Genomic DNA, 25,494 nt, shown 5'->3' with positions numbered 1-25,494 from the left:
GGGGAGAAGCAACATGGCCGATACACTGATCATCACCTTCATCGCCCGCGACCGTCCCGGCGTGGTCGAGCAACTGGCGGAAATCGTCGAGGCCGAAGGCGGCAACTGGCTGGAAAGCCGGATGGCGCATCTGGCCGAAACCTTTGCCGGCGTGGCCCGTGTTTCCGTGCCCAAGGCCAAGGCCGGATCCCTGACGGCGGCGCTGACGGCGCTGGACCGGGACGGCTTTCAGGTCATGGTGCGCGAAGCCGGCGACACGGCCAGCGAAGCCGCAGGCGCGGTGATCGCGTTCGAAATCGTCGGTCCCGACCACCCCGGCATCGTGCACGAACTGACGCGCACCATCGCCGCCCAGGGCGCCAGCGTCGAGGAAATGGAAACCCGTATCGAAGGCGCGCCGCACGGCGGCGGCACGCTGTTTCACGCCGACACGCGGGTGCGCCTGCCGGCCGGCCTGTCGGAAGAGGATTTCCGCGACGCGCTCGAGGACAGCGCCAACGCGCTGGTCGTCGATATCGTCATCAATGAGGACTGAATACATTCTTCATGTCGCAGAACAATCCTCATGCTGAGGAGGCCCGAAGGGCCGTCTCGATGCATGCCTCAGATCACCCCCCGCGCCTTCAGTGCCGCGATCTGCTCCGTGCTTAGGCCGAGGTCCGCATAGACATCGTCGTTGGCTTCGCCCAGTGCCGGGCCGGTTTTGTGCACGGCGCCCGGCGTCCGCGACATACCCGGGGTCACGCCCTGCATGCGCAGTGCGCCCAGTTCCGGATCGTCGACGCTGACCAGCATGTCGTTGGCGAGGACCTGTTCTTCCTCGAACAGCTCGTCGATGCTGCGCACGCGCACGGCGCTGACGTCGAAGCTTTCCATGTGCCGGCACGCGTCGTCGGCGTCGCGCTCGGCGAACCATTGGGCGACGATGGCGTCCAGCTCGTCGGTGTGCGCCAGGCGCTGCACATTGTCGGTGAAGCGGACATCGTCGATCAGCTCGGGCCGGGCCATGGCATGGCACAGCCGCTCGAAGATCGACTGCGCGCTGGCCGCAAGCGTGATCCACTTGCCGTCCTTCGATCTGAACACGTTGCCGGGTGCGGCATAGGGATTGCGGTTGCCGTAACGGCCCCTGACCTTGCCCAACTGGTCGTATTCGACGGCCAGGAAATCGAGCATGCGGAACATGCTCTCGAACAGTGAGACGCTGACCACCTGGCCCGGCGCGTCCGGATTCTCGCGAAGCTCCATCAGCGCTGCCAGAAGCCCGAAGGCGCCGAACAGGCCGGTCACGGAATCGGCGACGGGATAGCCCGGGTGCACCGGCGCGCCGTCGGCCGGGCCGCACAGGTTGAGGAATCCCGACATGGCGTCGGCGACGCGCGCAAAGCCGGGTTTCTCGGCATACGGTCCGGCGCGGCCGAAGGCACTGACGCGCAGGATCGTCAGCTTCGGATTGATTTTCCACAACACGTCCGGCGCCAGGCCCCAGCGTTCCAGCGTGCCGGGACGGAAGTTCTCGATCAGCACATCGCGCTCGGCGATCATCTTCTTGAACAGCGCCGCCCCGTCGTCGGTGCGCAGGTCGAGCGTGACGCCGCGCTTGCCGCGGTTGACGACTTTCGACCACAGCGCGACACCGTCCTTGTGCGGCGGCAGGGCGCGGATCGCGTCGCCGCGCTCCGGCAGTTCAACCTTCAGCACGTCGGCGCCGAAATCTGCAAGCAGGCTGCCCGCCAGCGGTCCGGCGATAATCGTCGCGATATCGAGCACACGGAGGTTCCTGAGCGGCCCTTGTCGGGTATGGGCTTGCGTGGTGTCGGTGGCGGCGGTCATCCGCGAGCTCCTTTGTCCAGACGTCTTCGAAAAAAGAAAGGGCGCGACGGCGTTCGGACCGTCACGCCCCTTAGTCTATGTAGGCGGGTGTACTTCTGGTGGTGTTAGTCGATGTACTTGCTCTTGATTTCCTTCAGCAGCTTTACTTCGTCTTCATGCTGCTTGCCGTAATCGGCGGCCGACACCCACACCGGCGCGAAACCGAACGTTTTGCCGAACTCGGCGAACGAGGGGTCCATGGAGGCTTCCTTGGCGATGGCCTCCAGCTTGGCGACGATGGCATCCGGCGTCGACTTCGGCACCATCAAGCCGCGTGTCGCGGCCAGATTGAGATCGATGCCATAGTCCTTGAGGGTTTTCAGGTTCTGTGCCGGCGCGTAGTTGATGCCGCCCATCGGTGCCGTGGCGACCAGTGGACGGATGATGCCGGCCTTGATTTCGTTGATCATCACCGGGGAATGGAACTGCCCGATGTCGACCTCGTCGCCGATCAGGGCTTTCTTCAGGTCAGCACCGCCGGAAAACGGCACGATCTTGAAGTTCAGACCCGTCGCACCTTTGACCGCGTGCGCGACCAGTGTGTGCGTGGAGCCGGCGGTCCCCATCGACAGCTTGCCGGGGTTGGCCTTGGCGGCATCGAGGAAATCCTGGAAATCCTTGTACGGGCGTTTGACGTTGGTGATGAACCACGTTGGCGTGGTGTAAACGCCACCGACGGCCTTGAAGCTGGAAACGTCATACGGCAGCGGCTTCATCGCCAGGTTCGACGTCACGTCGAGCGAGCCGTTGAACAGGATCGTGTAGCCGTCACCCTTGGCTTTGGCGACCTTGAGCGTACCGGTAACGCTTTTCGCGCCGTTGATATTGTCGATGACGACAGTGACGCCGGCGGCCTTTTCGAAGGCTTTCTGGTAACCGCGGACGATGGTATCGGTGCCGCCCCCGGCTTTCCACGGCACGACCAGATGGATTGTGCTGTCGGGGAATTCAGCGCTTGCCGTGCCCCCGATCATCATCGCAGCGGCGAAGGCGAATGCCCCCGCGGTCGCAGTCAATTGACGTTTAATATTCTTCATCTTTGCCTCCCTTGGTTTTGTATGTGTGGTTAGTCGTAAGACGCGGTCGTCAAAATCTCCTCGCGGCGCTGTTTTTGTTCGCTCAGGCTTTTCTGGATTTCGCGAAGCACAAGCAGCACCGTAATCGTGACAAGTATGATGCGCGGCCAGGTGCCGACGAATACCGCCCAGTCGTTGCCGGCGATGACCATGGCAACGCGTGCGTTGTATTCGATGATCGGGCCGAGGATGATCCCCAGCACCACCGTCACCAGCGGAAACCTGCGTGTTTCCATTACGTAGCCGATGATGCCGAGGCAGATCGCGACGACGACCGGGAACAGGGTGTTGGAAATGGCGTAAGCGCCGACGCTGGCCAGCACGAGCACGAACGGGAACAGGAACGAACGGTCCTGGCGCAGCACAAGCACGAAGTACTTCATCGCCCCCATCGCCAGCAGGAACATGAACACCGTGGCGACCAGAAGACTGGCGAGGATGGCATAGACCAGATCGCCGGACTGGCTCATCAGCAGCACGCCCGGCTCAACGCCGTGCAGTACCAGCGCGCCCAGCATCACCGCCGTCGAGCCGTCGCCGGGCAGGCCCAGTGTCAGCATCGGGATCATGGTGCCGCCGGTCGTGGCATTGTTGCAGGCTTCCGGCGTCAGCACCCCGTCGGGTTCGCCCTTGCCGAATTTTTCGGGCGTTTTGGAGCGGTTCTTGGCGGTCGCATAAGCAAGCCACGTCGCGCTTTCGGCACCGACACCGGGGACGGCGCCGATAAACACGCCATACGTACCGCCGATGAAAATCGACTGCCAGCGCTGCTTCAGTTCCTTGAAGCCGGGCATTTTCATGCTTACGCGGTCCGTGATCAGTTCGCTTTTGCGGCCAACCAGTTGCAGATCGGTCAGCACCACGGCAATGCCGAAGAACCCGATCAGGGCGGCGGTAAACGGGATGCCTTCCATCATTTGCGGGACACCGAAGGTGAAACGGTCGGTGGCGTCGATCGGATCGAGGCCGATGGTAGCGATCAGCAGGCCGAGCATGACACCGATCAGACCCTTGAGCATGGAGCCGCGCGCGAACGCGGAAACCAGCACCAGGCCAAGGATGCCGATCAACGCAATGTCGGCGTTCTTGGCTTCGATGGCGACGGCCGCCAGAAGTGGAATGGACGTGACGGCGATGCACCATGAAATCAGACCGCCGAGTGTCGAGCCGACGGTGGCGTACCCGAGCGCTTCTGCCGCCTTGCCCTGCTCGGCCATGGGAAAGCCGTCGAGCGCGGTACACGCCGCCGCTGGTGTCCCCGGTGTTCGGAGCAGAATCGCGGAGAATGAGCCGCCGAGCTTGGTGCCGACATACACGCCCATCAACAGCACCAGCGCCGGAATGGGTTGAAACGCGTACGTCAGCGGCAGCAGGACCGTGATCGCCATCGGCGAGGAGAGGCCGGGCAGGGCGCCGACGAGAATGCCGAGCGCGGTGCCGGCAAAGATCAGCATCAGATTCGTGGGGTCCGCCAGATGACCGAAACCGCCGATAAGTCCTTCAAACATTTTCGATCCTCAATCCCTAAAGCGGCAGTTGCAGAAACGTGACGAACATCAGGTGAAAAACCAGACATCCGCCGAGCGCCAATACGCCGGTTTTCCAGTGCAGCGGACGCCCGAAGACAAGCAGCATGACAAACAGGAAAACGCCGGTAATCAGGGCGAACGGCATTTCCTCGAACAACACCGCATAAACGGCGATTGAGATAACGGCGGCAATCATGCGCCCGATCAGGGTCTTCGAAAGTTCGGGGAACATGCGATCGATCGAAAACACGTTCGCACGGTGATCGAGAACGCCGAGCGATGTGTTGACGGTGCGCAACTCAATCACCAGCTGAACCAGCCAAAGCGCCGTTAGTCCGGCGAGGAAGAAGCCCCAAAGACTGGGCAGTGTCGTGTGGTCCATCGTCTGGTCGTCGACGAACCCGGTTGCTTTTGTTGAAAGAACGGATATGCCGCCATAGAGGCCGACCGCGATCAGAACCAGGGCCAGGATGATATCCTTGGTCCGGGCTGCCTTCACGGTCATCAATTCATTGATGGCGTGTTTGCGCTTGTCTGTGTCCACCCTGTGATGTTCCCACCCGATTGCACGATCTTGATGTCGTGTTCGTTTTTTGTGTGCGAATAGTCAAAACTATGTAGTTGACTTTCTATATAGTTATGACTTTAGATATTTCTGTCAACTCGAAAAAATATCGACGCCAAATGTTGGGAAGACATTCATGAACGTAAGCGGGCCAGCAAAGAACAATGCGCCGATATGGGTTGATGCGCGTGCCAAGCAAAAGCCCCAATGGAACAAGCTTAGCCGTTTTCTCGACCGCAGGATCAAGCAGGCCGCCGATCTTGGAGATCCCAAATACAAGGTGTTGCAGGACGGTCTGGTCGATGCGATCCGCACCGGGGTTATCGGCGATAATGAATTGCTGCCGACTGAAAATGACCTGACAAAGATCACCCCGTTTAGTCTGGGCACCGTGCAGCGTGCGCTGAAAAATCTGGTGTCTGCCGGCTTGATCGTGCGCAAGGCCGGTGTCGGGACTATTGTCGCGCCGTGGCGGCGTGAGCTTGAAAATCCGCTGCATACCCGCTTTTTGGACAAGAACGGCAACGTGTTGCCTGTATATACCGAAGTGCTGTCCCGCCGCCGTGTCAGCGGCCCCGGACCATGGCAGGATTTTCTGGACTCTGATCCGAACACGCTGGTCATCAAGCGCCGCCTGATCATCGAACGGCCCAAGGAAGATGGCGGGGATTTCTGTTACTACAATCATTTCTATTTTGACGCGTCGAAGTTCCCGGTGTTTCAGACGGCCTCAAAACGCGATCTCAACGGGGTCAACCTGAAACGCAAGATGGCCGAGGAATTCGGTCTCGTAATCACGCGCGTTAGCAACCACATGAGCATTTATCAGGCGACCACGGAAATCGCCGCGGCACTCAACATCGATGCCGGGACGCCGCTGATTCGTCAGCGGGTATACGTCTACTCCATGGAAGGCCCGCTGTATTATCAGGATTACTGGATTCCGTCGGATGTGCCGGAAATCGTCATCGACACGGCGCTGGATAACCTCGCCGAAGTATAAAAAAACCACGACCCCGGGAGAGAAAACACCGTGAAACCGACAAATCTTCTTATCATCATGTCCGATGAGCATACCCGCAGTGTCGCAGGATGCTACGGGCATGACATCGTCAAGACGCCGAACCTCGACAAACTCGCGGCCGGCGGTGCGCGTTATGATTCGGCATATACCACCTGTCCGGTCTGCGTGCCGGCCCGCGCGTCGTTCGCGACCGGCAAGTACGTGCACCAGACCGAACACTGGGATAACGCGATTGCCTTCGACGGGACGATCCCGAGCTGGCACTCTTTGCTGCGCGAACGCGGCCACCATACGGTGTCCATCGGCAAGCTGCATTTCCGCTCGGGTGACGACGACAACGGTTTTTCCGACGAGCAGATCGGCATGCACATCATCGACGGCAAGGGCGACATGATGGGCTGGATCCGCGACGACAGCATGCCGAAGCGGGGCGGGGCCTATAAAATGGCGCGCATGGCCGGGCCGGGGGAATCGGTCTACACCACCTATGACCGCGAGATCGCGGCGCGCGCCCAGGTCTGGCTGCGTGAAGAAGCGCAAAAGCACACCGACAAGCCGTGGGTGCTGTTCGTTTCGCTGGTGTGTCCGCACTTCCCGCTGACCGCACCGCCGGAGATGTTCTATGATTATTACGACGGCGACCTGCCGCTGCCGAAGCTGTACGAGGAGCGCCACAAAAAACAGCACCCGTACATCGAGGATTACCGGGGCGCGTTTGCCTACGACGAGCACTTCCACAATCTGGACGAAGTGAAGCGCGCACAGGCCGGATATCTGGGGCTGTGCAGTTTTCTCGATTTCAACGTCGGCAACATCCTCTCGGCGCTCGACGATGCCGGGCTCACGGACAACACGCGGGTCATGTACACGTCCGATCACGGCGACAACAACGGCGCGCGCGGGCTGTGGGGCAAGTCGACCATGTACGAGGAAGCCGCCGCCGTGCCGCTGATCCTGAGCGGGCCGGACATTCCCGCCGGCAAGGTGGTGAAAACACCGGTCAGCTTCGTCGACATGTATCCGTTCATCATCGATTGCGTTGGCGCACGTGACGACAAAACCGTGTCGGCGGACCACCCCGGCACCAACATCACGGAATACCTGAACGGCGACGACGAGACCAAGGTCGCGTTTTCCGAATACCATGGCATGGGCTCGAAGACGGCGGCGTTCCTTGTCCGCCGGGGGCCGTGGAAACTGGTGCACTACGTGGCGTACGAACCGCAGTTGTTCAATCTTGAAGACGATCCGGAAGAGCTGAACGATCTGGCCGCCGATCCGGCGATGCAGCCGCTGATCGCCGAGCTGCGCGCCGCGCTAGAAAAAATCGTCGACCCGGTGGCGACCGACAAGCATGCCAAGGAACAGCAGGCGGCGCTGCTGGCGGCGAACGGCGGCGCCGAGGCGGTGATCGCGCGCGGCGATCTCGGCTTCAGCATGCCGCCCGGCGTCGACCCGCACTTCGACTGAGCCGGTAAGGAAACAGCAAAGATGAAACTTAACGACGAAGAACAGGCCATGCTGGCCGGTGAGATGGGCGAGCCCCGGCGCTGGGCCATCGATCACATGATGAAGGTCGGGCGCATGTTCGATGCCGCCGATCTGGTGCCGGTTTCCCAGGTGCACATGATGGCCGATCCGGAATCCGTCGGCGATGCCGGAACCTCGTTCATGGAAGCCATGGCGAAGCACCCGGAAAAGGACCGCCGCGTCGCCGTGCCGATGATCACCGACCCCCGAGGCGTCGACCTGAATTACTACAGCCCGCTCGGCCAGACCGAGGACATGGCGAACATCGAACGCCGTTTCATCGCCGCGAGCGAGAAGCTCGGCATTCTGATGACCAATACCTGCGTCAATTATCAGACCGTGATGGCACCGATACTGGGCGATCACGTGGCGTTCGGCGACACCGGCGTCGTGATTTACAGCAACAGCGCCTGCGGTGCGCGGTCCAACTTCGAGGGCGGGCCGTCTGCCTTGGCGGCGGGGTTGAGTGGACGGACGCCGCGCTACGGGCTGCATCTGGATGAAAACCGCCGTGCCACGAAGCGCTATGTCGTGCGCCAACAGCCTAAGGGCCTCACCGATTGGGGCGTGCTCGGCGCCGTCGTCGGGCGGATGGCCGGATCGTACTGGGAGGTTCCGGCGATCGAGGGTCTGGAAGCCGTGCCGACATCGGATCAGATGAAGCACATGGGCGCGGCGATGGCGAGTTACGGCTCGACGCCGCTGTTCCACCTGGTCGGGATCACCCCGGAAGCCCCGACACTGGCGGCCGTCGGTGCCGACAAGCTGACGGCGGAAGAGGTGACGAAGGCCGATCTCGACCAACTGCGCTCCTCGTTCGGCGGCCGTGGTGACAAGGTCGACGTGGTGGTGTTCGCCGCGCCGCAGCTTTCCATCGTCGAAATGCAGCAGGTCGCCGATCTGGTGGGTAGCCAGAAAATCCACAAGGACAGCGCCATGATCGTCTGCACGTCGCCGACGGTTTATGCCGATGCGACACGTATGGGCCTGATCGGCCGGATCGAGGCGTCGGGCGCCAAGGTGCTCGAAGGGACCTGTTTCTATAACCAGTATGCGCGCGAAATCGGCGAGGCCAACGGCTGGAAACGGCTGCTCAGCAATTCCGCCAAGATCGTCAATATCCTCGGCGGTTACGGGTATGAACCGGCGCTGGCCGACATGGAGGCCTGTATCGCCTCCGCCGTGGCAGGAGAAATCGTATGAGCATCGAATTGAAATGCCATGTCGGCATCGGCCCCGACGTCGAAGGCGAGGCGCTGGTCGCCGCCGACAACTTCTCGGCGCGTTACGACCTGGACCGGATCAAGGGCGTCTTTTCCCGCCCGCAGCACAAGCTGTACGGGGAATCCTATGACGGCAAGATACTGGTGCTGAACACATCGAAGGGCGGCGTCGCGTCTGCGTGGATGCTGCACGAGATGAAATCGCGCGGCATTACACCCAAGGCGATCCTGTTCAACACCGCGAATACGATCCTCGCCCAGGGCGCGGCGCTCGCCGATCTCGCCATGTGCGACCGCTTCGAAGACGGCGACGTCACGGGGCTGATCAAAACCGGCGAACACGTAAAGGTATTCCCCGACAAAGGGCTGGTCATCGTCGAGCGGTGAGGGGGCAACTTTGAGATTTAATCCCGCGTCGTCCTGAACTTGATTCAGGGTGGTGATGGCGCTTTTATAATTTTTGTCGTCATTCCGGCGCAAGCCGGAATCCAGTTCACACGTTGCAGCACTAACCGGGAAAACTCAGCTGTTCTCTGGGCCCCGGCCTTCGCCGGGGTGACGGCAGGTTTTAGCCGTGCCAAACGATCCAAGTTGCCGCTAAACTTCCCCCATGAACGCCGCCGCATACAACAAGTTCTGCGCTTCGTTGCCGCACACGACGCACGTCAACCAGTGGGGCGGGGCGGATGTATGGAAGATCGGCGGCAAGGTCTTTGCCATCGCTTGGTTCGCGGACGATGCCTTGCCCGCGATCACCTTCAAGGTGTCCGACATCGGCTATGAAATGCTGCGCGATGCACCTGGGCTCAGGCCGGCGCCGTATCTGGCGTCACGCGGTATGAAGTGGATTCAGAATTACGACGAACCCGGTCTCGACGACAAACAGCTCAAGGAATTTCTTGCCGAATCCTATCGCATCGTATCGCTCGGCCTGACCAAAAAGCTGCAAAAGGAACTGGGTCTCAACCAGGACGCTTGAAGCTTTTTCTGGCCTTTTCAACCTTGGCGCAGATCACGCAGTCCGTGACATGGTCGTTGATCAGCCCCATCGCCTGCATGAAGGCGAACATCGTCGTCGGGCCGACGAATTTCCAGCCGCGTTTTTTCAAATCCTTCGACAGCGCAACCGAGGCGGCGGAGGTCGAGACCGTCTGCGGGGCGTCCAGCTCAGCCGGGGCCGGCTCGAAGCTCCAGAAATAGCCCGCCAGCGAGCCTTCCTGCGCGACCATCTCGCAGGCCCGCTTGGCGTTGTTGATGGTCGCTTCGATCTTGCCGCGGTGACGGATGATCCCCGCGTCCTTGAGCATCCGTTCGACATCGCGTTCGCCGAAGCGGGCGACTTTTTCATACTCGAAATTCGCAAACGCGGCGCGGAAGTTCTCACGCTTGGCGAGGATGGTGCGCCAGCTCAGGCCCGACTGAAACCCCTCGAGACAGATTTTCTCGAACAGGCGGCGGTCGTCGCTCACCGGAAAGCCCCACTCGGTGTCGTGGTAGGGCAGGAAATCAGGTGTCGCACCGGCCCAGCCGCAGCGCAGCTTGCCGTCGGGGGCTTCGAAGGTGTTGCTCATGTCGCGGGTCCTCGTTTGATGGTTGTTCAGTCGAGCAGGAATGCCAGCCGGTCGTCGGCGCGGGACGGCTCGATCTCGAGAATTTCCGCACTGACGATATCCTCGGCGACGAACGGGTCTTCGTCGACGCGATGCATAAGATCCTCACGTGAGGTGTTATGCGCCACGATGCCGCCGCCGAGGCCCGGCTGAAGGTTGCCCAGCAACAGAAACACGCCGTCTTCGAAACCGCGCCGGATCCAGTCCTTATGCGCGTCCATGAACGCGGGCGCCTGGCTTTTGTTGGCGGAAAATTTCAGCAAAACGATAAACATTTTAATGCTCTCCCTCAGCTTTGCCGTGCCAGCGCGGTGGTGTTTCCGATGACGCCGTCGAGCCAGTCGCACATGTTTCGCACCTCGGCACGGATGAATTTGTCGTCGTGAAAGGCATTCGCCAGCGTCGCCACCCCCTGCGAGCGGGCCAGCAGACGCATCGCCAAGGCATCGGCGTCATGGCTGCGGCCGAGCGCCCTGAACTGTTCCGAAAGCCAGGTCCTGAACAGCGTGAACAGCTTGCCGGCATCGCCCCTCGCTGCGTGGTTGAGCTTCGCCAGTTCGCTGCTGAGCGTGCCGACGGGACAGCCGTAGCGCTTAATTTTCGCCCGGTTCACGATCAGGATGTTGATGAAGCTGCGGATCCGCTCGGCCGGGTCGTCGCTTTCGTTCTCCCACGCTTTGAGCATTTTGAGGGTGTTTTCCAGGCGCCGCCCGATGACGCTGTCGAGGATGTCGTCCTTGGTCTTGAAGTGGTGATAAAAGTTGCCGCGCGAAATATGTACGTCCCCGGCAATGTCGGCGAACGAGGTATGCTCGAACCCGTGGCGGTAGAAAAGCAGATCGGCGGCATCGACAATCTGTTCGCGTGTGGATTTCCTGTTCACGGCCGGGGCCTCTCGGGGATGGATGCGTATCTTCGTAAGAATTAGGACAATTGTCCTAATCCGTCAAGTCGCTTTCGCTTATGGCCATGTTGTCTGTATGCGCCTAGCATGGCGTAGAACCTGTGGGGGAGTGACGATGCGCGATTATGCCCGGCTTGACGCCTTTCTGGACGAGCGACTGAAGGATATCTACCCGGAACCGTTCGGTGAGCCGCACATTGCCATCATCACGCAGATGATCCCGAAGATCATCGACAAGCACGCGATCCCCAAGGGCGCGAAGGTGCTCGATGTCGGCTGCGGGCACGGGCTGGCGCTGAATACCTTTCGCGAGCACGGCATGGACGTCACCGGGGTCGGCTTCGGCGAGGAAGCGGAAAAAGCCCGCGCCGAAGGTTTCGAAATCATCGAGCAGGACATGTCGTTCCTCGACGTCGCCGACGCCAGTTACGACCTCGCATGGTGCCGCCACGTCATCGAACACAGCGTGTTTCCGTTTTTCACGCTGGCCGAGATGTTCCGTATCCTGAAGCCCGGCGGCGTCTTTTATATGGAAGTACCGGCCCCCGATACCGTCTGCCAGCACGAGGCGAACCCCAATCACTACAGCGTCCTGACCCGCACCAACTGGACGCACCTTCTGCACCGGACAGGCTTTGAGAATATCGAGAACGGCGATATCACCTTCAACGTCCCGGCCGGACCGGATACTTATTACAGCTTCGATGCGAAGAAGCCCTAAAGCTGCAAACGGGCATGGCGAAAGCGGCGGATATCCTTTAAAATCCTTGGCTTAGACCGGGCCACGCGGAATCTGCGCTGGCCCCTTTTCCGGTCCTGCACCGGGAGCTTGTCAGCACGCGTCCAGGGAGAGACGGGACCGCGATGAAGGAACTGTTGCGCCGTATGAGTGCGAAGCCGCTGATTGCCGGTGAAATGGCGTTCGGCTCTTTGCTTGTCAACGTCATGGCGCTGGCTTCGCCGCTGTTCGTGATGCAGGTGCTGAACCGCTACGTCGGCCAGGGCGTCGATGCGACGCTGTTCACGCTGACGGCGGGGGTCCTGCTGGCCATCGTCTTCGAGTTCGCGCTCAGGCAGTCGCGCATGGCATTGGCCCGCGGCATCAGCGCCGCGCCGGACGCGGAGATCGCCGCGCGTGCCTTCGATACCCTGACCCGTGCCCGGGTGCAGGCGCTCGACAAGACCGCCCCCGAGGCGCGCCGCGAGATCGTCAGCGGCACACAGGCCATCGAAACCGCCTACAACGCGACCAACATCACCACGGTGCTGGATGCGCCGTTCGCCGTGCTGTTCATTTTCGTACTCTACCTGGTGCAGCCGGTGCTGGCGGGGATCTGCGCAGTGTTCGTGCTCGGCGTTTACGGCATCGGCGCGTATGGCCACAAGAAACTGCAATCGCTCACCGCCCGGCTGCAATCCGTCACCGCCGAGGGCAGCGCGCTTCTCGGTACTGCGGTCCGCGAAGGCGATATGATCCGGAGCTTCAATGCCGGGACGCACGTACGCCGCGACTGGCAGGCCAATATAGGGACGGCCCAGCAGCTTCGCCGCGACATGAACGCCCAGCAGGGACTGGTGCAGACGGTTACCGGCAGCGCCATGGCGTTGATGAGTGTCGCCATCATCGGCACCGGTGCGGCGCTGGTGGTGGCCGGAAAACTCGACGTCGGCGCGATGATCGGCGCCAACATTCTTGCCGCCCGCGCGCTGCAGCCGGTCACCAGGTTGGCCGGGCTCGGCGCGGCGTTCGCCCGTGCGCAGCAGTCGCTGGACGTTTTCGATAAGCTCGCCGCAACGGATCTTGAGGCCGACGGCGGCACACGCATTTCCGCGCTACAGGGAAAAATAGAATTCCGCGAAGCGGCGTTCATGTACCCGGAAAGCCGGCTTTCGATCTTCGAGGGCCTGAACCTCAGCATCGGTCCGGGCGACGTGCTCAGTGTCATCGGCAACAACGGCACCGGCAAGTCGACCATGGCCCGGTTGCTGATGGGGCTGATCGAGCCGGTGCGCGGGCAGATTCTCGTCGACGGTGTCGATCTCAAGCAGCTCGACCCGGCCTGGTGGCGCCGTCAGGTCGTTTATCTGCCACAGGAACCGGCGCTGCTGAATGCCACGCTCCGCGACAACATCACCGTCAACACCCCGGACATGGACGACGCGGCGCTGGCGGCATGCGTCGATCGCGCGGGATTGCGGAAATTCATCGACGAAAGCGCCGACGGCCTGGACACGCGCATTTCCGATAACGGCTGGCGGCTGGCCGAGGGGATCCGCCGCCGCATCGCGCTGGCCCGTGCGCTGGCGACGGACGGCGCGCTGGTGGTCATCGACGAACCGACGGAAAGCCTGGATGAAGAAGGCTGCCGCGCGGTTTACCGGGTGCTGGCGTCGATGGCGGAGCAGAAACGCACCATCGTCGTCATGTCGCATGATCCGGACATCGTCAAAGGGCCGCACACGCGGCTCGATTTGAACATGAAACCGGTGCCGGGGATCGAACGGCTGGGCCAGAAGCAATTGCCGAAACCGCTGGAACGGATCGAAGGCCCGAAAGGCTCACCCGGCAGCACCAAGGAAGCCGGGGCATGAGTATCGGGGCCGACATGCAGACGTCCCGGCCGGGCGGCGGTGTTCCCGCCCTGACGCACGCGACGTTCTGGATCAGTGCGCTGGCGGTCGTCGCGTTCGGCCTGTGGGCGCATTTCAGCACGCTGGACATCGTCAGCCATGCCGCCGGCGAGGTCATTCCCTCGTCGCAGGTCAAGACCGTGCAGCATCTGGAAGGCGGCATCGTGCGCGAGATCAAGGTCGTCGAAGGCCAGAAGGTCAGTGCCGGGCAGCCGCTGGTGGAACTGGAGCCGACGGTCAGCGGCGCCGAAGTGGCCGAGCTGCGCATCCGCCTCCGCGCCCTGGAAACCGATATCGCGCAATTCGAGGCGCTGGCCGCAGGCGCACAGCAACCGGTGTTTTCCGATGCCCTGCAGAGCACGCATCCCGAACTTGCCCGCCAGGCCCGGGACCGCTTCGACACCCGCCTCGCCAAGCACAACAACGACCTCGCCAAACAGCAACAGTCCGTGGTGCAGCGCCGCCAGCAGATCGCCGAGATCGAAGGCCGCATCGCCGGCGGCGAAAAGGGGCTGGCGCTGGTCGACGAGCAGATCGCGATGAGCGAACAGCTTTTGAAAAAGAGCCTGATCAACCGCTTCAAGCACCTCGATCTGTTGAAGGAAGGCCGCGCGCTCAGAAATCAGGTCGAAGGCGACCGTGCGCAGCTTGTCCGCGCCCGCTCGGCCCTTGATGAGGCCGAGGCCGAACTGCAGCGTATCCGCGCAACCTTTGCCGACGAGGTGCAGCAGAGCCTTGAGGAAGCGCGGCTCAAGTCCCGCGAACTGCGCGAACGGGTGCGCAAGTTCGAAGACAGCCTGGAGCGCACCGTTGTCCGCTCGCCGGTCGACGGCGTGGTCAAGACGCTGAACGTGGTGACGCTCGGCGGGGTCTTGAAGCCGGGCCAAAGCGTTGCCGATATCGTGCCGCTGGGCGACAAGCTGATCGTCGAGGCGAAGCTGAAAACCCAGGACATCGGCTACGTCGCCGTCGGCCAGCGCGCCGTTATCAAACTCGCTTCATCGGATGCGGTCCGCTTCGGTCAGCTCGACGGGACGGTGACCGAGGTCAGCCCCGATACGCTGATCAGCGACGACGGGATGCCGTTCTACCGGGTCAGGATCGAATTGCCGCGCGACTACTTCGAGAAGGCCGGCGAGCGCTATGCCCTGTTCCCGGGGATGCAGGTCGCGACCAGCATCCTGACCGGCGAGCGGACGGTGATGGGCTATATCCTCGATCCGCTGCTGCACCGCATGGGCGGGGCTTTTCAGGAACGCTGAGCGCTAGCTGACGATGAAGTCGGTATCGTCCAGATCGGCGCCGTCGACACCTTGCAGTTCGATTTCCAGATCGGCGATCTGATCGCCGTCGGCATCGATTTCGAGGACCTTGAGGCTGTCGTTGAAACGCCCCGATGCGGTGCCTGCACCGGCGAACGCCTGGGTTTCGTCACCCATGAAGCTGAACGCCGAGATGCCGCCGAACGAGAGTGTGTCCGCCGTGTCGGCGTCGAAGTCGGTGATAATGTCGCGGTTGCCCGCACCGATGCCGCTGTCACCGGCGCCGAGATTGAAGACAAATGTGTCGTTGCCCTTGCCGCCGATCATGAAGTCGACCCCGGTGCCGCCGTTGACGATATCCGCACCGCCGTGCGCTTCGATGCGGTCATTGCCGCTGCCGCCGTTGAGCGTGTCCGCACCGGTGTCACCCCACAGCGTATCGTTGCCTTCGTCGCCGAAAAGGGTGTCGCCGCCTGCCTGGCCGAACAGCAGGTCGTCGCCTGTGCCGCCGTGCAGTTCGTCCTTGCCGTCACCGCCGATGACGATGTCGTTACCGGCGTCACCGAAGATCACGTCGTTGCCCAGTTCGCCGCGGAGTGTGTCGTTGTCATCGCCGCCGTGCAGGGTGTCGTTGTCGTCGCCGCCGTATAGGACATCGTTGCCACTGCCGCCGAACAGTTCGTCCTTGCCGAGACCGCCCCAGATCAGATCGTCATTGGCGCCGCCGTCGATGCTGTCGTTGCCGTCGTCGCCGTTGATCTCGTCGTTGCCGTTACCACCGTCGATGCTGTCCGCACCGGCACCGCCGGAAATCACGTCCTTGCCGCTACCGCCGAAGATCACGTCGGCGCCGCCGTCGCCTGAGATGGTATCGCTGCCGGCATCTCCGTAAAGCGTGTCGGCCTGCGCACCGCCGAAAATCTGGTCCTTGCCGCCGCCGCCGGACAAGGTGTCGACCCCGCCGCCGCCTTTCAGCACGTCATCGCCCGCGCCGCCGTCGAGCACGTCGTCGCCGGTGCCGCCGTTCAGGGTGTCGTTGCCGGCACCGCCATTGAGGATATCGTTCTCGCTGCCGCCGTTCAGCACATCATCGCCGTCGCCGCCGTCGAGGCTGTCGTCGCCCGCCGTGCCGTTCAGGGTATCGTTGCCGGCGCCGCCGATCAGCGTGTCGGCGTCTGCCGCCCCCTTGATCGTATCGTCGCCGTTGCCGCCGTCGATGATGTCCAGACCGCCGCCACCGTTGATGTCGTCGTTGCCGTCGCCACCGAAGATGCTGTCGTTGCCTGCGTTGCCGTCGATGACGTCATTGCCGAGGCCGCCGAAGATCAGGTCCGCGCCGCCGCCGCCGTTGATGATGTCGTCGCCGTCGCCGCCGTCGATATCGTCCGCGCCGCCTTCGCCGTTAATGGTGTCGTTGCCGCCGTTGCCCTGAATGGTGTCTTTGCCGGTGCCGCCGTTCAGGATGTCGTCGCCGTCAACCGAGACGGTGAGCGTCGCGCTGGCGATTACGGCGGCGCTGGCGGTGGATTGCTGGCCGCTGTCCGCGTCCGTGTCGGTGGCAATGGCGCTGACGTTCAGCGAGAAATCAGCCGCACCGGATGGCACGGTGATGGTCAGGCCGGCAAGATCGGCGGTTGTCAGCACGACCGTGCCGGAACCGTTATCGGTGCCGGCCGAAAGGGTTGCGCCCGCGGGCAGGCCGTCGACGACGATCTCAAGAGTTTCCGAGCCGTCGATATCGCCGAGCGCGGCGGCAATCGCCAGCGCGCCGGTAAAGGTTGCCGCCGAGGGACCGTCACCGATGATGGTGTCGCCCTTGGCGCCGCCGTTGATGGTGTCGTTGCCGCCGAAGCCCTGCAGGGTATCCTTGGCGTCGCTGCCTTCGATCAGCTGATCGCCGGCATTGGGATCGGCCAGCACAACATCGTCGACGGACAGCGTCGGCGCGTCGGCGACGGCATCGACGACGACCGCCTGTATGAGGGCGTCGCTGGTCGTTTCGACCCCGGTGATCTGGTTCGTCGCGGTCGCCGTGACGGTGAGGGCGAAGTCGGCGTCGCTGTCGGCGGGCGGTGTGACGGTCAGCCCGGCCAGGTCGCCCGGCGCCAGGGTCCATGAGCCGTCCAGATTGTCGGTCCCGGCGGACAGTCTTGCCCCCGAAGGCACGCCGGAAACGGTGACGCTGAGGTCGAACAGCCCCGGCGCATTGGTGACGGCGGCCGAGATATCGAGCGCGATGGCCGTGTCCTCGTCACCGGCGCTGTCCGCCGCCGAAAGCGCGATCACCGGCGCCAGGAACCCCGGCACTTCCTCGCCGGTTGCGGAGTCGATGACGGTGATGTCGATGGCTTCGAAGTTGCTGACTTCGAGACCGAGCGCGGCGAAGGCCTGGCTTGGGCCGCTGTCGGAGTTGGCGTCGGCATTGTCGGTGATGAAGCTGTGAAGATCGAGCAGCGCCTGGAGCACGGCCGGATCGGCGAGATCGTCGGTCTCGACGGTTATGTCGAGAGTGTCGGTGCCGCGCCCGCCGTCGGCGACATCGCCCTGGGCCTGGTCGAAATCGACGCGCACGGTGTCGTCGCCGTTGCCTGCGTCGATGCTGTCCGCGCCGTTGCCGCCGATCAAAAGATCGTCGCCGCCGCCGCCCTTGAGCACGTCGTCGCCGTTACCGCCGGCCAGGCGGTCGTCGCCGCCGCCGCCCCTGAGGATATCGTTGCCGCCATTGGCGCGCAGGTCGTCATTGCCGCTGCCGCCGATCAGGGTGTCCTTGCCGCCGCGCCCGAAGATCAGGTCGTCGCCGTCGCCGCCGTCCAGCTTGTCGCGTCCGCCGCCGCCGTCGAGTGTGTCGTCACCGGCGCCGCCCAGAAGAGTGTCGTTACCGGCACCGCCGTCGAGCACATCGTTGCCGGTGCCGCCATCAAGGGTGTCGTCGCCATACCCGCCGATCAGCGTGTCGTCGCCGTCTTCGCCGAACAGCACATCGTTGTCGTCGGCGGCGGCAAGATAAGTCTCGGTGACGGGGGCGAAGGAAAGATCGATGACGACGTCGTCGAAGTCGTTGTCGCTCCACGATGCCGGCAGGTCCTCGAAGTTGAGGCGCAGGCCGCCGTCGCCGTTTGCGGACGACTGCACATGCAGTGTGTCGTCGGCGTTGAGCTGCAGGTTGCCGCTATCGACGGCGGAATGATAAATCTCGCCCCTCAGTTCCCTGGCGCGGCCCCAGTTGTTGACGAACACCAGTTCCGGGGCGTCGCTGTCGACGGTTGCCGGGCTGCCGTCGGCATTGCGGAACTCGAAGTGGCCGTCGTCCATGTGACGGAAGTTATTGCGGCGGGCGCCATCGGCGATGATGAAGACGCCGAAGCTGTCGCCGCCGGACAGGTCGAGATCGACAGCGGTGCCGGTTTCGGTGCCGTACCAGCGGCTGTCGGAGGCATCCTGAAAGACGATTTCGACGTCGTACATGCTGCCGTCGTCGGCGATCTTGTAGATGCCGACGGTGTTGCGGTAGCCCGCTTCCTCGCCGACGAAGGTCATCGTCACCTGGTGATCGTTGGCGAGCGTGAAGTGCGACGGATCGACGCCGAGAGCCGGGGTGTCATTCAGGCTCGACAGGTCGTGTTCGACGACGCGTTCCTTTTCGACCAGGGTCTCGGTTTCCGCCCCGCCGATCAGGGTGTCGTCGCCGGCGCCGCCGGAAAGCGTGTCGTTGCCGGTGTTGCCGTTGATGTCGTCATCGAGGTCGCCGCCGCTGACGATATCGTCGCCCGCCAGCGCGTCATATTGTTCGCCGGACCCGTAATCCGGGTCGTCGTCGGCAAGCACCACGGTGTCGGCATCGTCGGTGAACAGTTCCGGCGGCTCGATGCCGATCACGGAAATGTCGTCGAGCAGGCCGCCACGGCCGTCATCCCGGCCGACGGCGCGGAATTCGAGCCGTGTGGCATCGCCCGCGCCCTCAAGTTCATAGGTGAAGCTCTGCCAGTCGGTGCCCCAGCCGCCGTCGGCGGTGATGGTGTCGATGACCTCGCCGTTCCAGATCACTTCGATGCCGTTTGACGAGCCGCGGCTGAACGGCGGCGCTGCGTAGCTGAACGACAACTGGAAAGTGCCACTGCCGCCGGTCGGAATGTCCTGATAGATAGAGCTGTTGGTGTCGCGCGCACCGCTGCCGTCAAGTTCGATATAGCGGCGGCCTTCGGCGGCGGGTGTCCAGCGGGTAGACGTTTCGATATCCGGCCCCGGCCCGGATGACGTGTGCCAGCCGCTCAGTTCGGCACTCTGGTGATGGCGGTTGTCATGCCGGTGATCATGGCGGCCGCCAAAACGGCCGTGACCGAAGTGATGGCCGTGACCGTGGTCGTGGCTGTAATCCACATCCTCAAAGCTGCCGTTCTCAACCAGGTTAACGCCGTAAACCGTATCCGTCATAACAGGGGGAGCCTCTTGATTAACAAAGTAAACGGCGCAGAACGCGCCGGTTTCGTCGATGTTGTTGATTCAGTTCTGGGAAAGTAGGCGGCGAACCTGACCGGACCCTTACAAAAAGGGCCGTTTTCAGCCAGAAACGGGAATTCTGCGCATCCCCGCCGGGGTTCAGGCGGCCAGCGGGAAAGTCACGTGGAAGGTCGACCCCTGGTCTTCGACGCTTTCGAACTCGATTCTGCCGCTCATACGTTCGACGATGTACTGCGTGATGGTCAGGCCGATGCCCGATCCCTCAATGGTGCCGGCTTCGCGGCCGACCCGGTTGAACGGCTCGAAGATATTCTGCAGCCGGTCGGAGGGGATCCCGTAGCCGGTATCGCTGATGGAAATTCGCAAATCGTTGCCGTCGGGGGTGACGTCGACGGTGACGCTGCCGCCGGCGCGGTTGTACTTGACCGCGTTCGACAACAGGTTGAACAGCGCCTTGCCGAGCTGATTCCGGTCTGCCTTGACCGTCCCGGCTTCGCTATTCACACCCCCGGTATCCAGGGTCACCCGGCGCGATTCGGCCAGCGGTTGAATCAGCGCCACGGCATCCATAATCGCCAGGTGCGGCGAGATTTCTTCAATATTCATGTCGCCGGTGGCGGTTTCCAGTTGCGCGAAAACCATGATGTCATCGAGCAGCGTCATCAGGTTTCTGGCGCTGTCCTCTATTTTTCCCAGACGGTCCTGCAAATTCGGGCTGTTCCGCACTTCCGCCGACATCTGCAGAATCTGCGTAAAACCGAGGATGGCATTCATCGGGGTTCTGAACTCGTGACTCATGGACGACAGGAACTTCGATTTGACGCGGCTAGCGTCTTCGGCGTTCTCGCGCGCCAGCACCAGTGCGTGGGTGCGCTCCTTGACCCGCTGCTCCAGCTGATCGTGTATCGCCTTCAGTTCATTTGCATAGCTGTCGAGGCGGCTTTGCATGTCGTTGTAAGAGTTGATCAGCCGGCCGATTTCATCGTTCGATTCCCAATCGACGCGGCCAAGGGTCCCGCCCTTGGTTTCGTTGATCGACGACATCAGCTTGTCGAGCGGGCGGCCGACGGTGCGCCGGTAAGCGAAGATCGAAGCGAACAGGGCCGCCGCCAGCAATGCCAGACCAAGGAGAATATGAAAGAAAAGCTGGGTTTTTATTTTCTGCAGGGCATATCGATCGGTCATTACCAGCTTCATCGTGCCGACGCGCCGAACCTCGGCGCCATCGGTGAAATTGACGGTGATGGTTTTGACGAGTGCCGCGTCATCGCTGTCCAACTCGCCGAAGCTATCCATGACATTGCCGTCGGTGTCGTGGATGGCGATGCCGACCAGATTGGGTTCGCTGATGATGCTGGCCAGCATCAGGCTCAGTTGGTTGATATTTTTGTTGGCAATCGTTTCGGCAAGAATGATCGACTGACTGGCCGCCAGCGTGTCCAGCCTTTGGGCGATTTCAGCGCGCGACTTTTCATAAGTGTGGAAAGTCTCGACGATGATACAGGTCACGAAAACGGCGATAAAAATCGGCGTAATGGTGGTAATGAATTTCGTGCTCAGGGATCTGTTCATAATTGCCCGATGCTCCCGATGCAGGCCGGAATATTCACCGGATCAAGCCGTGCCGGAGGGGGCTTCATTCGCCGAGCGCTTTTGCAGATGCCGACTGGATTTTCGGCCACAGACGGTCGGCGATATCAATATTCTTGGCGAGATCCTGTTTCCAGAGCTTCTGGGTGCCGAAATCGAGTTGCAGGAACAGCCGGCCGTCGACGACCCTGAAGGCGTTGGGGTCGACATCGAACTTCTTGCCGACCCGGACCCCGTAGGAACACCAACCGCCGTATGACGGGGTGTATTTTTCCGGGTTCTGTGTGAACTTTGAAAGATTCTCGGATGACGAAAACCAGTAGGTGATACCGAAATGTCGGGCGCTATGGGAAGCATTGCCCCGAACCGGTACGCCGGGATCGAAATAGGCGACCGGATCGTATCCATGAATGGCCACTCCTTCTGGCGTTACATTGGCTTCATCGTCGGCTTGAACCGAAACAACTGTCAGGCATAGGGCAAGGCACATTACCCAGGCACGGCTGGTTCTCAATACCGACATTATGACCCCTCAAAGTGTCGATTCCTGATTTTCAACACTTTTAGTAAAATTTTCGGAAAAATGCCAGAAACAGTGACGGCTATTTTGTAAATACCGGTCTCCCCTTTAACGTGGCTTCGTGATTCTTTTGTGAGTCTGTTACACTTCATGCTCACACTTGGAATAATTCTAATTATTGTTCCTGAATTAAACCCGAAGCGGAAACCGGCGGATATACGTATATGTCCTTGATCACCGAAACGGCCATATTCCTGGGGGCCGCCGTGGTTGCAGTCCCGTTCGCCAAACGGCTCGGGCTGGGATCGGTATTGGGTTATCTGATCGCCGGTGCGGCCATCGGCCCCTGGGGGCTGCGTCTTGTCAGCGATGTCGAGAGCATACTGCATTTCGGCGAGTTCGGCGTCGTGCTGCTGCTGTTTCTGATCGGCCTCGAGTTGCAGCCGTCGCGTCTGTGGACCATGCGCCGGCCGGTGTTCGGTCTCGGCGGCGCGCAGGTTGTCGTCAGTGCGGCGATCCTGGCGGGTGTCGTCTTTACGCTGGGGGTGCCATGGCAAGGCGCGTTGGCCATCGGTCTGGCAGCATCGCTGTCATCGACGGCGTTCGCCCTGCAGATCATGGCCGAGAAGGGGCACCTGACGAGCCGCTACGGCCGTGCCGCGTTTTCAGTGCTGTTGTTTCAGGACATCGCGGCGATCCCGCTGATCGCGCTGGTGCCTTTGCTGGGCGGCGGAGCGGAGATGCGGGCCGCCGATGTGTGGATCGACGGCCTGACCATCGCCGGGGTCATCGCCGCGGTGATCGTCGTCGGGCGGTATTTGTTGAAATTCGTGCTGTCGAACATCGCCGAAACCGGGCTCAGGGAAATCTTCACCGCCTGCGGTCTGCTGACCGTACTCGGCACCGCGCTTTTGATGCAGTCGGTCGGCCTGTCGATGGCGCTGGGCGCGTTCCTCGCCGGGGTGCTGCTGGCCGACAGCGAATACCGCCACGCGCTGGAAGCCGATATCGAACCGTTCAAGGGATTGTTGCTGGGGCTGTTCTTCATCGCCGTCGGCATGTCGGTCAATTTCGGCCTGCTGGTGACGGAATTCCTGGTTGTCATCGGCCTCGTCGTCGGCCTGGTCGGCACCAAGGCGGCGGTGCTGTGGGGGCTTGGCTACGCCAACGGTCTGAACGCCGAGGCCCGGCGCAATCTGGCGATCGCGATTTCACAGGGCGGCGAGTTCGCCTTCGTCATCCTCGGGCTTGCCGTCGGCGCCGGTGCGCTGGCGCGCGGCCATGCGGATCTGGCGATCCTTGTGGTGACCCTGTCGATGGCCGTGACACCGTTGCTGTATCTGCTGTCCGGTCGTCTGCTCAAGGTCCCGCAGGCGGATGTTCCCGCCGAGGAAATGCCCATGGAACTGGAGCATCCGGTGATCATCGCCGGGTTCGGGCGGTTCGGGCAGATCATCGGCCGCATCCTGCGCGCCAAGCACATCGGCTTCACGGCGCTGGAGCTGGACCCCAACCAGATCAACTTCGTCGCCAACTACGGCAACAAGATCTATTACGGCGATTCCACGCGCTACGACGTCATGTACGCGGCGGGCGCGCACAAGGCCAAGGTGCTTTTGCTGGCCGTCGACGATGCGGACCAGTCGGTGAAGACGGCGGAACTGGTGCGCAGGCGCTTTCCGAACCTGACCGTGATCGCGCGCGCCAAGGACCGCCAGCATGCCTACCGGCTGATGGAGCAGGGCGTCGACCATGTTATCCGCGAGACCTTTCATTCCGGGATCGAGGCCGGGCGCCTGACGCTGCAAAGTATCGGCTTCGCCAGCAAGGACGCGCGCCATATCGCGGAGATGTTCCGCGATCACGACGAGCGCCGTCTGAAGAACCAGTTCGGCAACCACACGGACGAGAAAGCGTTCGCCGAGGCGGCCAGGGTGTGGGCCAACGAGCTGGAGGAAATCTTCGCCGAAGATGCGCTCAACGACGAGCCGGAGGGGGATGAGAAGGGATGAGTCTTACCGACACCCTGCCCGGTTGAGCCGGGAAACCCGCCACGTTACACGCGAATGATGGTCGCGCCGCCGGGCGCACTCAGGTTGAGGCCGTTCATCAGGTCTTCGAGAAAATAAGCTGCAAGTTCGCTTCGGCTGCTGACGTTCGCTTTGCGATAGACAGCGTTACATTGGCTCTTGATGGTGCCCGCTTTGGTCATTCGAATGCTGGCTATTTCCTGAATCGTCAGGCCCTTGATCAGCATCGTTGCAATTTCGAGCTCGGATTCCGTCAGCCCCCATTCGCGCATCTGCTGTACCATGATGTGCAGGAACTCGCCGCTGGCCCGCCCCGATACGGCCCGCAGCTTCCGGTTTTCCTGCAACGTCCGCCATAAGGTCAAACCGACGAAAATCAGGATAAACCCGAGCCCCTGAACCGCGATCCATTCAAGAAGGGTATGATTTGCAGAGTAGAAGTGAATCTCCACGCCAAACGTCTCGTGTACGACGTCGACGATCAATAACAATTCTATCATGGCAAGAAAAATGAACGAAAGAGCAACCAAGATAACGCGTTTGTGACTGGTCAAATTCGGCAATCTGATTTCCGCCATGTGAACCTCCTATCCTCCACAGCCGGAAAGCGGCTGACAGGATATTCTCGCAAACCCTCGCCAATCGTGCATTGATGTACGTCAGGGTGCATGCCGCGCGATTATTATTCCGCGGATTCAGGCAAAGTATAACCATGGTTTATTGTCTGATCCGCAAAACAAGCCGCAAGATGGCCAACTGCTCGGGATTGACGCCCGTTCGCCGGGTGCGAGTGGAGGGGGCAGTTTTTTGAATGTGTATCGTATGAAATGCACTTCATGCGAGTGTCCCGCTGTTGATCGCTTCGTCAGACCAAGTTCCAAGTTTTTTCAGACGTCAGGAGGACAGGATGCGGAGAAAATATGGGAGTCATCTTTCAAGTCTCACTGCTGCTATAGCCGTCGCGTCGGCACTAATGCTGATGCCGGTTCAGAATGCTGCGTTTGCGGACGACGGCATGATCGCCCACGGCGGCAAGCTCTACGACAAATGGTTCAAGGTAATCAAAGCACCGAAGCCGAAGGACACGCATATGTCCTGGCCGGCGTCCAATACCAAGAAAAAGGGCAATGCCACCCACCGCTGCAAATCCTGTCATGGTTGGGACTACATGGGGAAGGACGGCGCTTACGCATCCGGCTCCTATAAGACCGGCATTACCGGTCTCAGGAAATACGACGGTGGCGATGCCGCCAAGGTCGTCGCCGTGCTGAACGACAGCGTGCACGGTTATTCCGGCAAGATGGATGCCGCGACAATGGACGCGATCGCAATGTTCGTGACCAAGGGGCAGGTCGATATGGACGCAACGATCGACCGCGCGTCGAAAAAGGCGAAGGGCGATGCGGCCAAGGGCAAGAACTATTACGGCACGCTCTGCGTGAATTGCCACGGCGCGGACGGCAGACTGCCGAAAGACATGCCGGCCCTGGGTGGCTTGGCGAACAAGAATCCGTGGGAAATCCTGCACAAAATTCTCAACGGTCAACCCGGTGAAGCGATGCCGGCCTTGCGCGCCTTGCCGATGCAGGTTTCCGCCGACGTTTTATCTTACCTGCAAACGCTCCCCAAAGAATAACACCCGTTACACATGCCCCGCCGTCGCATTTCCG

22 protein-coding genes are annotated in these 25,494 nt (G+C 61.6%); 11 read left to right on the top strand and 11 right to left on the bottom strand.

The window, feature by feature from the left end; genetic code table 11:
* Positions 1–13: 13 nt before the first annotated feature.
* Complete coding sequence (locus L2D14_15310; GenBank protein ID WNJ99226.1) at positions 14–535, top strand: ACT domain-containing protein; 522 nt, start codon at positions 14–16, stop codon at positions 533–535.
* 68 nt (positions 536–603) lie between these two features.
* Here L2D14_15310 and L2D14_15305 read toward each other — a convergent pair whose 3' ends face one another.
* The 4 genes from L2D14_15305 to L2D14_15290 all read right to left on the bottom strand — a co-directional run bounded on the left by L2D14_15305 (position 604) and on the right by L2D14_15290 (position 5,021).
* Complete coding sequence (locus L2D14_15305; GenBank protein WNJ99225.1) at positions 604–1,833, bottom strand: CoA transferase; 1,230 nt, start codon at positions 1,831–1,833, stop codon at positions 604–606.
* 104 nt (positions 1,834–1,937) lie between these two features.
* On the bottom strand, positions 1,938–2,909 hold the full coding sequence (locus L2D14_15300; protein ID WNJ99224.1) for a tripartite tricarboxylate transporter substrate binding protein: 972 nt from the start codon (positions 2,907–2,909) through the stop codon (positions 1,938–1,940).
* Between the two features lie 29 nt (positions 2,910–2,938).
* Positions 2,939–4,456 carry a tripartite tricarboxylate transporter permease gene (locus tag L2D14_15295; GenBank protein WNJ99223.1) on the bottom strand — a complete coding sequence of 506 codons (1,518 nt, stop codon included), beginning with the start codon at positions 4,454–4,456 and terminating at the stop codon, positions 2,939–2,941.
* 16 nt (positions 4,457–4,472) lie between these two features.
* A complete protein-coding gene (locus L2D14_15290; GenBank protein ID WNJ99222.1) occupies positions 4,473–5,021 on the bottom strand; it encodes a tripartite tricarboxylate transporter TctB family protein in 549 nt (182 codons plus the stop codon).
* Positions 5,022–5,178: 157 nt separating this feature from the next.
* Here L2D14_15290 and L2D14_15285 point away from each other — a divergent pair, with 157 nt between their 5' ends.
* From L2D14_15285 to L2D14_15265, 5 genes are all read left to right on the top strand, one after another.
* Entirely contained in the window at positions 5,179–6,045 is an 867-nt protein-coding gene (locus tag L2D14_15285; GenBank protein WNJ99221.1) for a GntR family transcriptional regulator, read from the top strand.
* Positions 6,046–6,075: 30 nt separating this feature from the next.
* Positions 6,076–7,536: a sulfatase-like hydrolase/transferase gene (locus L2D14_15280; GenBank protein WNJ99220.1), complete on the top strand. Its 1,461-nt coding sequence runs from the start codon at positions 6,076–6,078 to the stop codon at positions 7,534–7,536.
* Between the two features lie 21 nt (positions 7,537–7,557).
* Complete coding sequence (locus L2D14_15275) at positions 7,558–8,799, top strand: aconitase X catalytic domain-containing protein (protein WNJ99219.1); 1,242 nt, start codon at positions 7,558–7,560, stop codon at positions 8,797–8,799.
* Entirely contained in the window at positions 8,796–9,206 is a 411-nt protein-coding gene (locus tag L2D14_15270; protein ID WNJ99218.1) for a DUF126 domain-containing protein, read from the top strand. The genes L2D14_15275 and L2D14_15270 overlap by 4 nt, the downstream gene beginning before the upstream one ends.
* A gap of 223 nt (positions 9,207–9,429) precedes the next feature.
* The gene (locus L2D14_15265; protein ID WNJ99217.1) at positions 9,430–9,798 is read left to right on the top strand and encodes an MmcQ/YjbR family DNA-binding protein; all 369 of its coding nucleotides are present in this window, start codon (positions 9,430–9,432) and stop codon (positions 9,796–9,798) included.
* On the opposite strand, the gene L2D14_15260 is transcribed toward L2D14_15265, so the two are convergent.
* The 3 genes from L2D14_15260 to L2D14_15250 are packed head-to-tail and all read right to left on the bottom strand — an operon-like array spanning position 9,782 to position 11,312.
* On the bottom strand, positions 9,782–10,390 hold the full coding sequence (locus L2D14_15260) for a DNA-3-methyladenine glycosylase I (protein WNJ99216.1): 609 nt from the start codon (positions 10,388–10,390) through the stop codon (positions 9,782–9,784). The genes L2D14_15265 and L2D14_15260 overlap by 17 nt on opposite strands.
* 26 nt (positions 10,391–10,416) lie before the next feature.
* Positions 10,417–10,704 (bottom strand): hypothetical protein, encoded by a 288-nt coding sequence (locus L2D14_15255; GenBank protein WNJ99215.1) that lies wholly within the window; start codon positions 10,702–10,704, stop codon positions 10,417–10,419.
* A gap of 14 nt (positions 10,705–10,718) precedes the next feature.
* Positions 10,719–11,312, bottom strand: a complete 594-nt coding sequence (locus L2D14_15250; protein ID WNJ99214.1) for a TetR/AcrR family transcriptional regulator — start codon at positions 11,310–11,312, stop codon at positions 10,719–10,721.
* Between the two features lie 136 nt (positions 11,313–11,448).
* Here L2D14_15250 and L2D14_15245 point away from each other — a divergent pair, with 136 nt between their 5' ends.
* From L2D14_15245 to L2D14_15235, 3 genes are all read left to right on the top strand, one after another.
* Positions 11,449–12,054, top strand: coding sequence for a methyltransferase domain-containing protein (locus L2D14_15245; protein WNJ99213.1), 606 nt, complete (start codon positions 11,449–11,451; stop codon positions 12,052–12,054).
* A gap of 164 nt (positions 12,055–12,218) precedes the next feature.
* Positions 12,219–13,925 carry an ATP-binding cassette domain-containing protein gene (locus tag L2D14_15240; protein ID WNJ99212.1) on the top strand — a complete coding sequence of 569 codons (1,707 nt, stop codon included), beginning with the start codon at positions 12,219–12,221 and terminating at the stop codon, positions 13,923–13,925.
* Positions 13,922–15,226 carry an HlyD family type I secretion periplasmic adaptor subunit gene (locus tag L2D14_15235; GenBank protein ID WNJ99211.1) on the top strand — a complete coding sequence of 435 codons (1,305 nt, stop codon included), beginning with the start codon at positions 13,922–13,924 and terminating at the stop codon, positions 15,224–15,226. The genes L2D14_15240 and L2D14_15235 overlap by 4 nt, the downstream gene beginning before the upstream one ends.
* A 3-nt stretch (positions 15,227–15,229) precedes the next feature.
* Here the strand turns inward: L2D14_15235 and L2D14_15230 are convergent, their stop codons facing one another.
* The 3 genes from L2D14_15230 to L2D14_15220 all read right to left on the bottom strand — a co-directional run bounded on the left by L2D14_15230 (position 15,230) and on the right by L2D14_15220 (position 21,797).
* Positions 15,230–19,657, bottom strand: a complete 4,428-nt coding sequence (locus tag L2D14_15230; protein ID WNJ99210.1) for a DUF4114 domain-containing protein — start codon at positions 19,655–19,657, stop codon at positions 15,230–15,232.
* Between the two features lie 165 nt (positions 19,658–19,822).
* Positions 19,823–21,256, bottom strand: coding sequence for an ATP-binding protein (locus L2D14_15225; protein ID WNJ99209.1), 1,434 nt, complete (start codon positions 21,254–21,256; stop codon positions 19,823–19,825).
* Positions 21,257–21,320: 64 nt separating this feature from the next.
* Positions 21,321–21,797 (bottom strand): YHS domain-containing (seleno)protein, encoded by a 477-nt coding sequence (locus tag L2D14_15220; GenBank protein WNJ99208.1) that lies wholly within the window; start codon positions 21,795–21,797, stop codon positions 21,321–21,323.
* A gap of 221 nt (positions 21,798–22,018) precedes the next feature.
* On the opposite strand from L2D14_15220, the gene L2D14_15215 reads away from it, so the two are divergent.
* Positions 22,019–23,806 carry a monovalent cation:proton antiporter-2 (CPA2) family protein gene (locus L2D14_15215; GenBank protein ID WNJ99207.1) on the top strand — a complete coding sequence of 596 codons (1,788 nt, stop codon included), beginning with the start codon at positions 22,019–22,021 and terminating at the stop codon, positions 23,804–23,806.
* A gap of 44 nt (positions 23,807–23,850) precedes the next feature.
* On the opposite strand, the gene L2D14_15210 is transcribed toward L2D14_15215, so the two are convergent.
* The gene (locus L2D14_15210; GenBank protein WNJ99206.1) at positions 23,851–24,402 is read right to left on the bottom strand and encodes a LuxR C-terminal-related transcriptional regulator; all 552 of its coding nucleotides are present in this window, start codon (positions 24,400–24,402) and stop codon (positions 23,851–23,853) included.
* A gap of 401 nt (positions 24,403–24,803) precedes the next feature.
* Here L2D14_15210 and L2D14_15205 point away from each other — a divergent pair, with 401 nt between their 5' ends.
* A complete protein-coding gene (locus tag L2D14_15205) occupies positions 24,804–25,460 on the top strand; it encodes a c-type cytochrome (GenBank protein WNJ99205.1) in 657 nt (218 codons plus the stop codon).
* Positions 25,461–25,494 lie beyond the last annotated feature (34 nt).

It is taken from the genome of Thalassospiraceae bacterium LMO-JJ14 (assembly GCA_021555105.2).
Classification (GTDB): Bacteria; Pseudomonadota; Alphaproteobacteria; order Rhodospirillales; family Casp-alpha2; genus UBA4479.
The sequence above is the reverse complement of the archived record's forward strand: the minus strand, read 5'-3'. Positions and strand labels throughout refer to the sequence as shown.